This is a genomic window from Actinokineospora iranica (assembly GCF_900101685.1).
GTDB lineage: Bacteria > Actinomycetota > Actinomycetes > Mycobacteriales > Pseudonocardiaceae > Actinokineospora > Actinokineospora iranica.
The window spans coordinates 61,795-74,649 of the sequence record NZ_FMZZ01000021.1; the positions used below are offsets into that span (position 1 = coordinate 61,795).

A 12,855-nucleotide genomic window follows, 5' to 3' on the forward strand; every position below is an offset into this window, starting at 1 on the left:
GCCAGCCTCTCAGCTTGCCCTCAGCGTGCGCGGGTAGCGTCGGAAAGCGTGACGAAGGGGGCCGTGCTGGACTGGGTCGGCACGCTGCTCAGACTCGGACTGGCCGCGGTGTGGCTGGTCTCGGGCTGGATCAAGGTGAGCGACCCGAACCAGACGTTCATCGCCGTGCAGGCCTACGACCTGCTGCCCGGCGCGCTGGTAAGCGTGGTCGCCGCGGCCATGCCGTTCCTCGAACTCGCGCTCGGGCTGCTGCTGCTCGTCGGACTCGGGACCCGGCTCACCGCGGTGCTGTCCGGCCTGGTGCTGCTCGCCTTCATCGGCGCGGTCGCCCAGTCGTGGGCGCGCGGGCTGAGCATCGACTGCGGCTGCTTCGGCGGCGGCGGGCAGGTCGCGGCGGGGGACACGCGGTATCCGCAGGAGCTGGCCAGGGACATCGGGTTCCTCGCCATGGCGGTGTGGCTGGCCGTGCGGCCGCGCACCCGGTTCTCGGTGGACTCCCGGTTTACCGGGACGAGTTAGGAAGGCCAGGGCAGACAGTGGGTGGAGCGGAACGCAACGCGCGCAAGCGGCGGCAGGGCCAGACCGGCGCCACACCCGCGGCCAGGAACGCGGTGGCCGCCGCGCGGGGCGCGAAGACCGACCGGAACAAGATCATCATCGGCGTGCTGGTGGTCCTGGTCATCGCGGGCGCCGTCATCGGCGGCGTGGTCTACACCAACAACAAGAAGAACGCGACGGTCGGCCAGACCATCCCCGTCCACCAGGTCAGCCTCGCCGTGCCCGTCGTGCGGGAGGACGCGGCGGTCGTGGTCGGCAAGGACACCGCGAAGGTCACGGTCGACGTCTACGAGGACTTCCTGTGCCCGGTGTGCGCCTCCTTCGAGGACCGCTACGGCCCGCAGCTCGACCAGCAGCTGGAAGCCGGGACGGTCAAGGTCCGCTACCACCTGGTCAACATGCTCGCCACCAGGTCGGACCCCGAGGGCTACTCCACCGACTCGGCCAACGCGGCGCTGCTCGCCGCAGACGAAGGCAAGTTCCTCGCCTTCCACAAGAGCCTCTTCGCCGAACAGCCGGAAGAAGGCGCGCGCGGCTGGACCAAGGACCAACTCGTCGACCTCGGCCGCGCCGTCGGCGCGACCTCCCCGGCCTTCGCCGACGGGGTGCGGACGGGCAAGTACGACCAGCTGATCACCGAGGCGTACCAGAAGGCCAGCACCACGGACTACCTGTTGCAAGACCTCGGCGACGGCCGCAAAGCTTTCGGCACCCCCACCATCGCCGCGAACGGCACGGCTCTCGACATCTCCGACCCGAAGTGGCTCGACAACCTGATCGCCGCGCCCCAGGGCTGACAGTCCCTACTCTTGTTCGCCGTCCTTGTCGAACCGGTTATCCACATACACCTTGGCTGTCCACAGCTTTCGCGGCCCTCTTCTTTCCGTGCCCAGGGCCGATAGACTGGAGCGGGGCTGCCACCCGGGAGGGTGGGGTCCGTCTGTAGGTGGGATTGTGGTCGGAGCGTTCAACCGGACAAAACAATGGGGCGGGCAGTCGGGGCCGGTCGGGCGTGGCGGCCTGCCTGGGCTTAGGTCAACCCGGGCAGTGGCGGGTCTCCCTCGGACCAGCGGACCAGGCGGCGGGCCTTGCCCACCTCGGTCCTGGGCACACTGCCCGGCATGAGCACCCGCACGTCACACCCGAGGCCCAGGCGTTCCCGCAGGGCCAGGACCAGATCGGCCCGGAGGGTGTCGGTGTCGATGCCGTCGGACATCGGCTCGACCGCCACGAGTAGCTCTGCCCGTGCCGCCACTCTGCGGTCCTCGACCACCAGGTAATGCGGGCTTACCCGGTCGTCGGCAAGCAGTACTGACTCGACCTCGGTAGGGAACACGTTCACGCCGCGGATCACCAGCATGTCGTCCGTGCGGCCCAGCACCTTCGACATGCGCCGCAACGTCCGGGGCGAACCCGGCGCCGGTCCGGTCAGTGTGGCCACGTCCCCCGACCGGTAGCGCAGCAACGGCATCCCCGTCTTCGTCAACGTCGTGAACACCAACTCCCCGGGCGACCCGTCCGGCACCGGGCTCCCGTCGGCGTCCACGCACTCCGGGTAGAAGTGGTCCTCGGCGACGTTCAACAGCCCCTCCGAGTCCAGCGACTCGCACGCCACCCCCGGCCCGATGATCTCCGAAAGCCCGTACAAGTCCAGCGCCCGAATCCCCAGCAGCCGCTCGATCTGCCCCCGCATCCCGTGCGTCCACGGCTCCGCCCCGTGCAACCCCACCCGCAGGCTCGTCGGCCCCACCCCCGCCGCGGCCATCGCCTCACCCAAGTGGATCGCGTAAGAGGGCGTGCAGGCGAGCACGTCCGGCCGCAGGTCCTGAATCAGCCGAACCTGCCGCACGGTCATCCCACCCGAGACCGGCACCACCGCCGCCCCCAGCCGGACCGCCCCGTGATGGACCCCCACCCCACCGGTGAACAGCCCGTACCCGTACGCGTTGTGCACCACGCTGCGCCGGGTCGCCCCCGCCCCACCCAGCGCGCGAGCCATCACCTCGGCCCAGACCTCCAGGTCGCCCGCCGTGTACGGCACCAACGTAGGCCGCCCACCCGTCCCCGACGACCCGTGGACGCACACCACGTCCTCCGCCCCCACCGCCCGCAACCCGTGCGGGTAGTGATCCCACAGATCCCGCTTACCGACCGTCGGCAGCCGCCCCAGATCGTCCAAGTCCACGTCGGACCCCGCCCGCACCCCGCAGTCCCGCAACCGCGCGGCCTGCAACCCCCCAGCCCGCAACAACCGGTCGACCAGCCCCCGCAGCCGCTGTCGCTGCAGGTCACGCCGCCGCTCCGGCGCCATGCCCTCGGCGCGGGCGTCCACCATCGGAACACCGTCGTCCCCTGCGGTCACACCTGCCGGTCTAACACCCCCGCCGCCCGTCTGGGAAGAGCCGACCCCCCGGTTTTTGCCCTCTCGGCCCCGTGATGTAACGTATGCGCAGCACGACGGGGGCTTCCCCCGAAAGTGTCCGACCCGGGGCTGTGGCGCAGCTGGTAGCGCATCACACTGGCAGTGTGAGGGTCAGGGGTTCGAGTCCCCTCAGCTCCACTTGAATTGAGAGCCCGTCTGATCAAGCGAATCTCGCTGGTCAGGCGGGTTTCTTGCTGTTCTCGGCGGATCTTGAGGCATCGTCTGGTGATCGTGTTGCGGTGACCCTGTGGAGCAGTTCTGGAGCAGGATTCTCCGGCTTGATCGGTCCGGCCGGATGGATCTCGGTGTTCGTGGTGCCCCTTCCATTAACGGGTGTGGGGGCACTGAGGTGATCTCACCAACTTTTACTTCAGGCGGCCGTGTTCGAGGTGGGTGAGGACGAGTGCGGCTTTGGTGATGTTGCCGATTTTGCCGGGGCTGGCGGTGATGTGGTGCAGGGTGCGCCAGCGGCCGGTGAGGATGGCGAATCCGCGTTCGCCGATGCGGCGCAAGCCGCGTAGGAGTGCGTTGTAGGTGCGATTGCCCACGTGGAGGATCTGGTCGTCTGCGGGTTGTTTGATCGGGGTGTGCACGCCGATCCCGGCGCCGTCGTAGCCGCCGTGGGCCAAGGTGGGGAGGTCGAGGTGGGAGGATGCCCGGTACAGGGCGCCGAGCACGTGCTCACGGGCCGCGGTCAGGTCGTGGGTGGAGCCGGGTTCGACATCGGCCGCCCACAGCGGGAAACCGTCCGGCCCGGAGAGCGCTTGGACGTTGCCACCGTGTTCGTGGGCTTTCCCGGAGTACCAGAGGTCGATCTGTTTCCCTTTGACACTCGTGGTTTTCTCGCCACACCGGTCCGTGGAGAAGATCTTCCCGTCGAGGATCACGTACGCCGACCCGTCGGCTTTGGCCTTCTCCAGGGCATTGTGCAGGTCCGGTGCCAGGTCGGCGAGCACATCGATGACCTCGTCGACATAGCGGTACGCGGTGGCCCGGGAGACGCCGTGATCGCGACCCAGCGCGGTGACATCGGCGTCTTGGCGGAACCACCGCAAACCGAGCACCGCTTGGCGGAAGCAGGTCAACGCCCTGCTGTTCTTGCGGGTGCCACGGCGACGGCGTTCAGCCTCCAGCAGCCGGGACACCCGCCAGGCGAGTTCACGGGAGACATCGAGCATGGCACGATAGGCAATCACGGGGAGCCCCTGAGGTCGGACTTGATCTTCGCAAATCCAGTCCTATCAGGAGCTCCCCGCCCACGTCTCACCGGCTCCCGACACCAACGACGCACCCCGCACACCACACACCTGCGACCATCTTGGTGAGATCACCTCACTGTGTTTCGATTGTCGGGTGAGGCGCCCGGCTATATTCCTGTGGCATCGTCACGGCTACGCCGCAGACTTTCACCGTGACCTCCCGAACCGGCGACCTAAACCAGCCCAGGAGTTCCCCGACCACCACAAACACGTGACCGGGTGCGCACCGCGATCCAGCCCATATCCACCGAATTGGAGCCGGCGGGAGACTTGAGGGATGTGACAACACCGGTTCCTCTCGTACACCTTCCCGTCTCGCTTGCCGGACCCGAACCATTCGGCAGTGCTGGCCCGTCCCGGCGTTGTCGGGGCCGCTTTCCACCCTCCCCGGCGATCCCCGGATCAGGCTGCCCCCAGCTTCGCTATGCTGCTGCGACAGCACAACGGCGCAGGTCTTTCACCTCCGCTCGAAAACACACAGCGCCTCGTGGCGCACCAGGTCGCCCTCCCAGAACCCGGGCACCGCCCGGTCCTCGGCCTCCTTCGGGCGTTCGCTGATCGAGACCATCCCCGCGATCCGATCATGCGCCGGGATCCTTCTCGCAGGTGAGACCCGCTTCGCCCGCCCCGACCGCAACGCCCTGTACAACAACGTCCGCAACTCGCCCCGGCCCGGGGCGGTCTGGCCGACACGGTCCGGAACAGCCTGCCGATCGGTGGCCATCCGTGCAGGCGTGCGGGGCTCAGAGCCGACGCCATCGGTGTCAAACCTGCTCGTACAGGCGGTCGTGCTGAGCCCGTCGACCGTGAACGCTTGAGGTGCCGTGTCTTGCCGTCGGGTCGGTGCCCCGCGAGGTTCGGTGCTCCATCCCGGTGGTCGTGCGCGCCGATCCGGTCATAGGCGGCGATACGGACTTCGGCCCGATAGGGTGACAAAGTCATGATCGACTACTAGACGTGAGGGGAAGTCACCAGTGGCTGTTTCCGTGGACTTGGCCAAGCAGTTGGACAAGGCGTACGAGGGGCTGACCGTGGCCGAGGTCCTCGACGCGCCGGTCGCGGCGTTGGCCGGGGTCAGCGAGGGTGACGCGGAGAAACTGGCCGCGGCATTCAACATCAAGACGGTGCGGGACCTGGGGACGAGCAAGTACTTCAAGCTCGCCGCGGCCCTGGTGGACCTGGACCAGGCCGCCAAGTAGCGTCGCGCGGGTCGCTGATTCGACGGGGCGCGGACCTGGAGGCTCGCGCCCCGTCGGCTTCCCCGCACAGCTGGGCATGCGGCAACTGCATCGCTGCCTGCCTGTAACCGGTCCTTGTCGGGACTGAGCCAGCGAGTGACCTTGAGGTCACCGTGGACATCCCACTGCGGCTGCCGAGTCGTCGCCCCGCCGATGCCGCGGGATCAGCCGCTCCGTGACCAAGCGACGCTTCGCCGTTTCGCAGCCGCGGCGACAGGGGCACGGAGGTCAGTACGTCGACATGGCGACCAGGACCTCGCCAAGACGGCAGCTTCGGATCTCCTCGATGGTGGGTGTCACCAGGTTCGCCGGGCAGGCGCGACGTGCGCGGGCCGATCGATGGCGGGGTCGACGGACGCAGCCACGGCAGCGGGCCGCGCCACGGAGGAGGTGGTGGCGGACGACTTGGTCAGGTTGCTGATCGGCGCCGTCGTGGTGACGGCGAAAGTCGCGTCGGTCTGCTCCTCGGCGCCATGCTCGCCGCGGTCGGTCTCGTCGTCGGCACCCTCCTGGTCGACTTCCCGGGTCGCCGTCACCGTCGCCCTGTCCCTGGTGATGATCTGTTCGTGGGCCGCCACGATCACGTCACCATGCCGCTGCTGGCCGAACGCGTCAGCATCGACCGCGCCGTCATCTCCGCACCCCTGGTCACCACCCTCGTCGACGCCACCGGGCTGATCATCCAATTCCTCATCGCCAGCGCCGTGCTCTCGGTGCAGGGACGGATCGAGCGAGCAGGTGGCCGCTGCGTCGCCGAGCATTGGGCGAGATGCGGTGAACCTGGAGGCGAGTCCACTCCAGTGGGGATATGTGGTGTTCGACGCGGTTGAGACTTGAACTCACGGCTACCCCTTCACGAGATCGTCGAACGCGTCCGGGTGTGGACGTCCTCGAAAGAGGTCAATCAGCGGGGAGGGATCTTGGCCGACGACCGCGAAGCCGGTTCCGGTCTGGCGCAGCGCGTGGTGGACCCGTTGCGGCGGTTCGTCCACGACGAGGCCGCGGGCGGTGTCGTGCTGCTGATGGCCACGGTGGCGGCGCTCGTGTGGGCCAACAGCCCTGCGGCGGCGGGTTACGAGGGCTTGTGGAACTTCCGGTTGACCGTGGGGGCAGGCCCCGTGGCAGTGACCGAGGACCTGCGGCATTGGGTCAACGACGGCTTGATGGCATTGTTCTTCTTCGTCGTCGGCTTGGAGATCAAGCGCGAGCTGGTGGTGGGGGAGCTGCGCGACCGGCGCGCGGCGGCGCTGCCCGCGCTGGCCGCCCTGGGCGGTGTGCTGCTCCCGGCGTTGCTGTTCCTGCTGGTGGTCGGCGGTGGGCCGGAGGGGCGGGGATGGGGCATCCCGCTGGCCACCGACATCGCGTTCGCGGTGGGCGTGCTGGCGGTGCTGGGATCGCGCATCCCGGCCGGGGTGAAGCTGTTCTTGCTGTCCGTGGCGATCGTGGACGACATCATCGCGGTGGGGATCATCGCGGTGGTCTACACCGACGCGCTGGACGGGGGGTGGTTGCTCGCGGCGGCGGGTGCTCTGGTCGTGGTCGCGGTGATGCGTTGGGCGGGTGTCGCCTCGGTCGCGGCGTACGTACCGGTGGGGCTGTTCATCTGGTATGCGACGCTGCACTCCGGTGTGCACGCCACCATCGCGGGCGTGGTGCTTGGCCTGATGACTCCGGCCCGACCGGTGGACGGCCGCGGTGTCCTCGACTCCCTCCAGCACAACCTGCACCCGATCACCGCCTTCACCGTTGTGCCCCTGTTCGCCCTGGCCAACGCCGGGGTGGACCTGCGGGGCGGGGCCCTGGGCGACGCGGTGGGCAGCCAGGTGGCCTGGGGGGTCCTGGTCGGCCTGCTCGTCGGCAAGGTCGTGGGCATCGGCGGCGTGACGTGGCTGGCGCTGCGCCTGCGCATCGGCACCTTGCCAACGGGGATGCCGATGCGCCTGGTCTGGGGCGTGGCGGCGCTGGCCGGGATCGGGTTCACCGTCTCGCTGTTCATCGCCGACCTCGCCTACACCGACCCGGTGCTGAGCACCCATGCCAAGGTGGGCATCTTCGCCGCCAGCGCCGTGGCCGCCGCCCTCGGCAGCGGCCTGCTGATCGGCCTCACGAGGCGGAGCGCCACCGCCGCACCCGGACCGGCCCGAACCGCGGAGTAAGGAGGAAGACGGCGGTGGATGAGTTCGACGAGATCGTGCGGGCGGGCATGGACCTGCGACCGCTGCGGCGCCAGGACGGCTACCTGCCGATCGCCGACCACGCCCTGATCGGCGACGGCCACGGCTGCGCCCTCGTGGGGCGTGGCGGGGCGATCAGCTGGCTCTGCGTGCCCCGGTTCGACTCCGCGCCGCTGGTCTGCGGGCTGCTGGACCCCGAACGAGGCGGCGTCATCAGCCTGCTGGCGCAGGAGGTGGTCGAGGCGGACCAGTCGTACCTGACCGACACCGGGGTGGTGGTGACCACCGTGCGCACCGCCACGGGTGTGGCCGCGATCACCGACGCGTTCCTGCTACACCCGCACGCCAGGCTGGAGGATGAGACCTCACCCGGTCGTGGCGAGCTGCTGCGCCGCGTCCGGGTGCTGTCCGGGCGGGTGTCGCTGCGCCCCTGGGTCGAGTTGCGGGGCGGCGCGCGGGTCAGCCGCTCGGGTGGCGGCTGGCGCCTGTGCCCCCACGGCCGCGACGACGTCGAACTGCACCTGTCCGTCGACCAGCACCTGGCCCCCGGCGAGGTGGTCGAGCTGGACGCGGGCCTGCAGGTCGACGTGGTGCTGCGCTGGGCACCCGGCTCGGCGCGGCAGGAGCGCCGGGGTCGCGGCGGGATGCTGCGGGACACCGCCGAGGTGTGGCGGCGCTGGGCCGACCTGATCCACTACGACGGTCCGCAGCGCGCACTGGTGCGCCGGTCGGCGTTGACCCTCAAGCTGCTCGACCACCTGCCCAACGGTGCGATCGTCGCCGCGCCCACCTCCAGCCTGCCTGAGGAGATCGGCGGCGAGCGCAACTGGGACTACCGCTTCACCTGGGTCAGGGACGCGGCCTTCACCGTGTACGCGCTGCGCCGCATCGGCCTGCCCCACGAGGCCGGTCAGTTCCTCAGCTGGGTGCTCGACGCGGTGGAGCGCGACGGGGTGGCACGCGTGATGTACACCATCGACGGCGAACAGCCACCCACCGAGTGGATCGACACCGAGCTGGCAGGCTACCGGCGCTCCACACCGGTCCGGTGGGGCAACGCTGCCGCCGAGCAGACCCAGAACGACGTCTACGGCGAGATCTTGGACTGCGCCTACCAGTGGGCAGGCGCGGGTGGTGAGCTGGACCCCCACCTGTGGAAGCGGCTCGCGGCGCTCGCCGACACCGCACGGGCCAAGGCCCGCGAGCCCGACCACGGCATCTGGGAGGTGCGCAGCCCAGGACGCCCGTTCACCTACTCGGTGGCCCTGTGCCAGGTCGCCCTCGACCGCGCCGCCCGCATTGCCCGCAAGCAAGACCTGCCCGGCGACGCGGACGGCTGGGCGGCCGAGGCAGCGGCATTGCGGCACCTGATCCTGACCGAGACCTGGGACGACGAGCTGGGCTCGCTAACCGAGCAACTCGGCGGCGGCGGCCTCGACGCCAGCCTGTTGACACTCCCCCTGCGCCGCGTCCTGCCCGCCGACCACCCCCGCATGATCGCCACCACCCGCGCCGTCGCCGACCACCTCGACGCCGGTGACGGCCTGCTCTACCGCTACCTGCCCGAGAGATCGTCCGACGGACTGGCCGGTCACGAGGGCGCGTTCCTGCTGTGCAGCTTCTGGCTGGTGGACAACCTCGCCGCCCAAGGTGAACTCGACCGGGCGCTGGAGCTCTACGACTCGCTCTGCGCGCGTGCCGGGAACCTGGGCCTGCTGCCGGAGGAGATCGATCCCGCCAGCGGCGCCTTCCTCGGCAACTACCCGCAGGCGTTCAGCCACATCGGCGTCATCTCCTCCGGCATCAACCTCACCCGCAGACTCAACAGCCGTGAACACGGCCCGCGAGGAAGCACGGGATGACCACGCTGCTGATCTTCGGCGCGGTGGGCGACCTGGCAGGCCGCTACCTGCTGCCCGCCCTGGCCAGCCTGGCGGCATCGGGCAACCTCCCACCCGAGCTGCGCGTGCGCGGCGCGGGCAGAGAGGATCTCGACCGTGACTCCTTCCGGGCGCACGCGGGCGAACAGCTGGACCAACACGCGGGTGACGTGCCTCCCGACACCCGCGACACCGTCCTCGACCGCCTTGACTACGTCGTCGCCGACGTCACCGATCCCTCCGCCGTGGCGTCCGCGCTGCGCGGTACCACCCCCCTGCGGGTCTATCTCGCCCTGCCGCCCGCGCTGTTCGAGCCGACCGTGCGCGCCCTCGCCGAGGCGGGGCTGCCGCGCGACGCCCTGGTGGTCGTGGAGAAGCCGTTCGGCACCGACCTGGAAGGCGCCCGCAGGCTGAACCGGTTGCTGGCCGAGGTGACCGACGAGGACCACATCTTCCGCGTCGACCACTTCCTGGCCAAGCAGACCGTCCAGAACATCCTCGGCCTGCGCTTCGCCAACCGGATCTTCGAACCCGTGTGGAACGCGCGGCACATCGAGTCGATCGACATCACCTGGGACGAGACGCTCGCGCTGGAGGGGCGGGCGAGCTACTACGACACCGCAGGCGCGCTGCGCGACATGCTGCAGAACCACCTGCTGCAACTGCTGTGCCTGGTCGCGATGGAGCCACCGCACACCCTCGGAGCGCGCGACCTGCGTGAACGCAAGGCCGACGTGCTCCGCGCCGTGCGCACGCCCACCGCCGCCCAGACGGCCCGCGACACCGTGCGCGCCCGCTACACCGCAGGCCGCGCCGGGAACCGCGACGTTGTGGACTACACAGCAGAACGCGGAGTCGACCCCGACCGCGGCACCGAGACCTTCGCCGCCATGACGTGCTGGATCGACAACTGGCGCTGGGCGGGCGTGCCGTTCCGCCTCCGCTCCGGCAAGGCGCTGGGCGCCGCGCGATCCGAGATCGCCATCCGCTTCCGGGACGTGCCGCACCTGGTCTTCGGCCAGGGGCACGAACCCGAACCCAACGTGCTCAGGATGGTCCTCGACCCCGACCGCGTCGAGCTGTCGCTGAACCTCAACGGCGCGGGCGACCCGTTCGACCTCGAACCGGCATGCCTCGGCACCGACCTGGCCGCTCAGGAACTCCCCGCCTACGCCCGGCTGCTGCTCGACGTCCTCGACGGCGACACCACCCTGTCCGTCGGCGGCGCCGAAGCCGAGGAGGCATGGCGGATCGTCGACCCGGTACTGGCGACCTGGTCGACGGAAACGCCGCCGCTGCTGGAATACCCGGCGGGCTCATCCGGGCCCAGCGCGAAGACGTGAGGCCACTCGATCCAGCTCACCCACCCAAGTCAAGGCCGCCCTCAATAGGCGTTCCGATGAACGAGCCGCCCAAACACCTCAACCGCGCACAGGGCACCACGTCTTCAGATCAGATTGAAGCGGCCCTCGGGTTCGAGTCCCCTCAGCTCCACAAGTGAAAATGTTGCGAGGATCGCCCGCTGACCTGCGAAAGCAGGCTTGGTGGGCGATTTTTTTCTTCAATTCCAAGTGGACAGGAGCTGCGTGAGTGGAGCAAATCCGGAGCACGGGGTTTCGGGCGTGTTCGGGACCGGTTGGTGGTCGTGGGTTTTGTGGTGGTGGATGGCGTGCGTGGTCGTGGTGGGGTGCTGTCGATCACTGCGCGGCGGTGAGGGGCGCGGTCGGAACGGGTGCGCTGTCGGGTGCGGAGGGGAGCGACACGGCACCAGTGGCCGTCTGCGATGACGCGGTGGGCGGGACCGGCCCCTAAGCACCGGTGTTGGCCGAAGCCTGGCGTGACGCCACCGCCAACGCCGCGGCCGCCACCAGCGGGCCACCGATCCCGGCGATCCAACTCAACGCCTCCAGAACCGGGCGGACCACGTGCTTCTCGTCGGTGAGGAAGACCGGCACGCCCAACCACAACACCGCCCACACCACACCACCACCGACCAGCGCACCACCGGCCACCCGCCACGCACGAGCCCGAACGGCCAACGACAACCTCCACCCCCGGGGTACGACCGGCAGCGGCCCGAACCGTTCGCGGCGGCGCCGCGGGCCGCGAAGGCCGCGCTCGATCCGGCGGGCATCCTCAACCCCGGCGTCCTGATCGACCCTCTGGCCGGTGCCCGATGAGCCGGGCGGGAACCAAGGGCGTGCCGCGCGAGCGACGTGAACGGCCAGATCCTCGACATCGCCACGATCGAGTTCGGCGACCGCGGCTACGCCGGTGCCTCCATGACCGACATCGGCGTCGCGGCCGGTGCGGTGGCCCAGTAGCAGCCAACCGTGGCCGGGGCGGTGAAGTCCGGAATGAACCGGGATGTGTCCTCGGTCGGCGGGGCGGTGACGGTGATCAGGTCGCCCGGGCATGTCTTCGGTGTGGGTGCGGCCCGCCGCGGGTCGCGAGACTGGTTCCCTGCCAGTTGAGCGACATGAGTCGTTTCCTCGGTTTTTGTGTGTGGCGGAATTTTCACAATGTTTTGCGGTGTGACGGTCGGCGGGATTGTGTTCCGTCACAACGTTTCTCCGGAAGTGTTGTGGTTGAGTCCATTGTGTGTGACGTCGCATTCAGGCAGGCTTGTTCATCAATCGAATTTCGATTCACGCTTGCGAGGAGTCAGACGGTGCGGAGAAATCTCAGGTGGCTTGGGCCGGTGGCGGTGGCGCTCAGCGCGGCGGTGCTTGTGCCGCTGGCCGGTGCCGCCGCGCCCGCGCCTGGTCCGGCGAGTGCCGGTGTCGCCGCGGATGATCCTGGGGCCGGGCCTTGGGCGCAGGTGCCTCGTGACCAGGTCGCGGCGCGGTGTGGGCTGGACCCGGTGCTGCTGGACCAGGCCAATGCGGCGCTGCCGGGCATCCCGTTCACCATCGTCCGGCACGGGAAGCTGTGCTGGGTCAACCGGCCCGCCGACACGACATCGACCTATCACGTCGCGTCGGTGACCAAGACGTTCGCCGCGACCCTGTTCGGCATGATCGCCCAGCGCAGCAGCACCCTGGAGGACACCGACCCGGTTCGGGAATGGTTGTCCTCGTGGGAGGCCGGACCGATCGACCCGCGGGCCACGCTGGCGCACGTGCTGGCGATGACGTCGACCAAGTCGAACCTGGCGACCGATCAGAAGGGCGGCTGGAGCTACGACGCGCTCGGCTGGCGGGAGATCAACCGGCTGATCACGGTGATGAACCGGGCGATCCAGCGCGAACCCGCCGCGTTCCCCGGCGTCACCGACGTCCAGCAGTTCGCGCAGCGCTATCTGTTCGACGTGCTCGGGATGCG

General features: G+C 69.4%; 11 protein-coding genes, 1 tRNA gene and 3 pseudogenes. 11 read left to right on the forward strand and 4 right to left on the reverse strand.

Going from position 1 to position 12,855, the window contains the following annotated elements:
• Positions 1–63: 63 nt before the first annotated feature.
• On the forward strand, positions 64–519 hold the full coding sequence (locus BLS56_RS28375) for a MauE/DoxX family redox-associated membrane protein (protein ID WP_175483096.1): 456 nt from the start codon (positions 64–66) through the stop codon (positions 517–519).
• A 17-nt stretch (positions 520–536) separates the two neighbouring features.
• Positions 537–1,355 (forward strand): DsbA family protein, encoded by an 819-nt coding sequence (locus BLS56_RS28380; protein WP_091457120.1) that lies wholly within the window; start codon positions 537–539, stop codon positions 1,353–1,355.
• A 233-nt stretch (positions 1,356–1,588) separates the two neighbouring features.
• Here BLS56_RS28380 and BLS56_RS28385 read toward each other — a convergent pair whose 3' ends face one another.
• Positions 1,589–2,920 carry a phenylacetate--CoA ligase family protein gene (locus tag BLS56_RS28385; protein WP_228772005.1) on the reverse strand — a complete coding sequence of 444 codons (1,332 nt, stop codon included), beginning with the start codon at positions 2,918–2,920 and terminating at the stop codon, positions 1,589–1,591.
• Positions 2,921–3,045: 125 nt separating this feature from the next.
• Here BLS56_RS28385 and BLS56_RS28390 point away from each other — a divergent pair.
• Positions 3,046–3,118: transfer RNA gene (locus BLS56_RS28390), tRNA-Ala, on the forward strand.
• Positions 3,119–3,345: 227 nt separating this feature from the next.
• Here BLS56_RS28390 and BLS56_RS28395 read toward each other — a convergent pair.
• Complete coding sequence (locus tag BLS56_RS28395) at positions 3,346–4,176, reverse strand: transposase family protein (RefSeq protein ID WP_091457122.1); 831 nt, start codon at positions 4,174–4,176, stop codon at positions 3,346–3,348.
• A gap of 547 nt (positions 4,177–4,723) precedes the next feature.
• A pseudogene (locus BLS56_RS32640) lies at positions 4,724–4,912 on the reverse strand (IS30 family transposase); the annotation flags it as partial.
• 301 nt (positions 4,913–5,213) lie between these two features.
• Between BLS56_RS32640 and BLS56_RS28405 the strand changes: the two are divergent.
• From BLS56_RS28405 to BLS56_RS28425, 5 genes and pseudogenes are all read left to right on the forward strand, one after another.
• The gene (locus BLS56_RS28405; protein WP_091457124.1) at positions 5,214–5,438 is read left to right on the forward strand and encodes a hypothetical protein; all 225 of its coding nucleotides are present in this window, start codon (positions 5,214–5,216) and stop codon (positions 5,436–5,438) included.
• 482 nt (positions 5,439–5,920) lie between these two features.
• Positions 5,921–6,193 (forward strand): annotated as a pseudogene (locus tag BLS56_RS33165) (magnesium transporter); the annotation flags it as partial.
• Between the two features lie 204 nt (positions 6,194–6,397).
• A complete protein-coding gene (gene nhaA, locus BLS56_RS28415; RefSeq protein WP_228772008.1) occupies positions 6,398–7,633 on the forward strand; it encodes a Na+/H+ antiporter NhaA in 1,236 nt (411 codons plus the stop codon).
• A gap of 14 nt (positions 7,634–7,647) precedes the next feature.
• Entirely contained in the window at positions 7,648–9,513 is a 1,866-nt protein-coding gene (locus BLS56_RS28420) for a glycoside hydrolase family 15 protein (RefSeq protein ID WP_228772009.1), read from the forward strand.
• Complete coding sequence (locus tag BLS56_RS28425) at positions 9,510–10,874, forward strand: glucose-6-phosphate dehydrogenase (RefSeq protein ID WP_091457126.1); 1,365 nt, start codon at positions 9,510–9,512, stop codon at positions 10,872–10,874. Before BLS56_RS28420 ends, BLS56_RS28425 begins: the two co-directional genes overlap by 4 nt.
• 465 nt (positions 10,875–11,339) lie before the next feature.
• On the opposite strand, the gene BLS56_RS31850 is transcribed toward BLS56_RS28425, so the two are convergent.
• A complete protein-coding gene (locus BLS56_RS31850; protein WP_175483087.1) occupies positions 11,340–11,570 on the reverse strand; it encodes a hypothetical protein in 231 nt (76 codons plus the stop codon).
• Positions 11,571–11,606: 36 nt separating this feature from the next.
• On the opposite strand from BLS56_RS31850, the pseudogene BLS56_RS31030 reads away from it, so the two are divergent.
• From BLS56_RS31030 to BLS56_RS28435, 3 genes and pseudogenes are all read left to right on the forward strand, one after another.
• Positions 11,607–11,711 (forward strand): annotated as a pseudogene (locus tag BLS56_RS31030) (FAD-linked oxidase C-terminal domain-containing protein); the annotation flags it as partial.
• A 36-nt stretch (positions 11,712–11,747) separates the two neighbouring features.
• Complete coding sequence (locus BLS56_RS31035; protein WP_139191044.1) at positions 11,748–11,855, forward strand: TetR family transcriptional regulator; 108 nt, start codon at positions 11,748–11,750, stop codon at positions 11,853–11,855.
• Positions 11,856–12,202: 347 nt separating this feature from the next.
• The coding region (locus BLS56_RS28435) for a serine hydrolase (protein WP_139191045.1) at positions 12,203–12,855 on the forward strand (653 nt) is incomplete at its 3' end.

What these genes read in the sequence shown, in the direction of transcription:
- BLS56_RS28425 (WP_091457126.1), top strand. Translation starts at nt 9,510, where the DNA reads ATGACCACGCTGCTGATCTTCGGCGCGGTGGGCGACCTGGCAGGCCGC.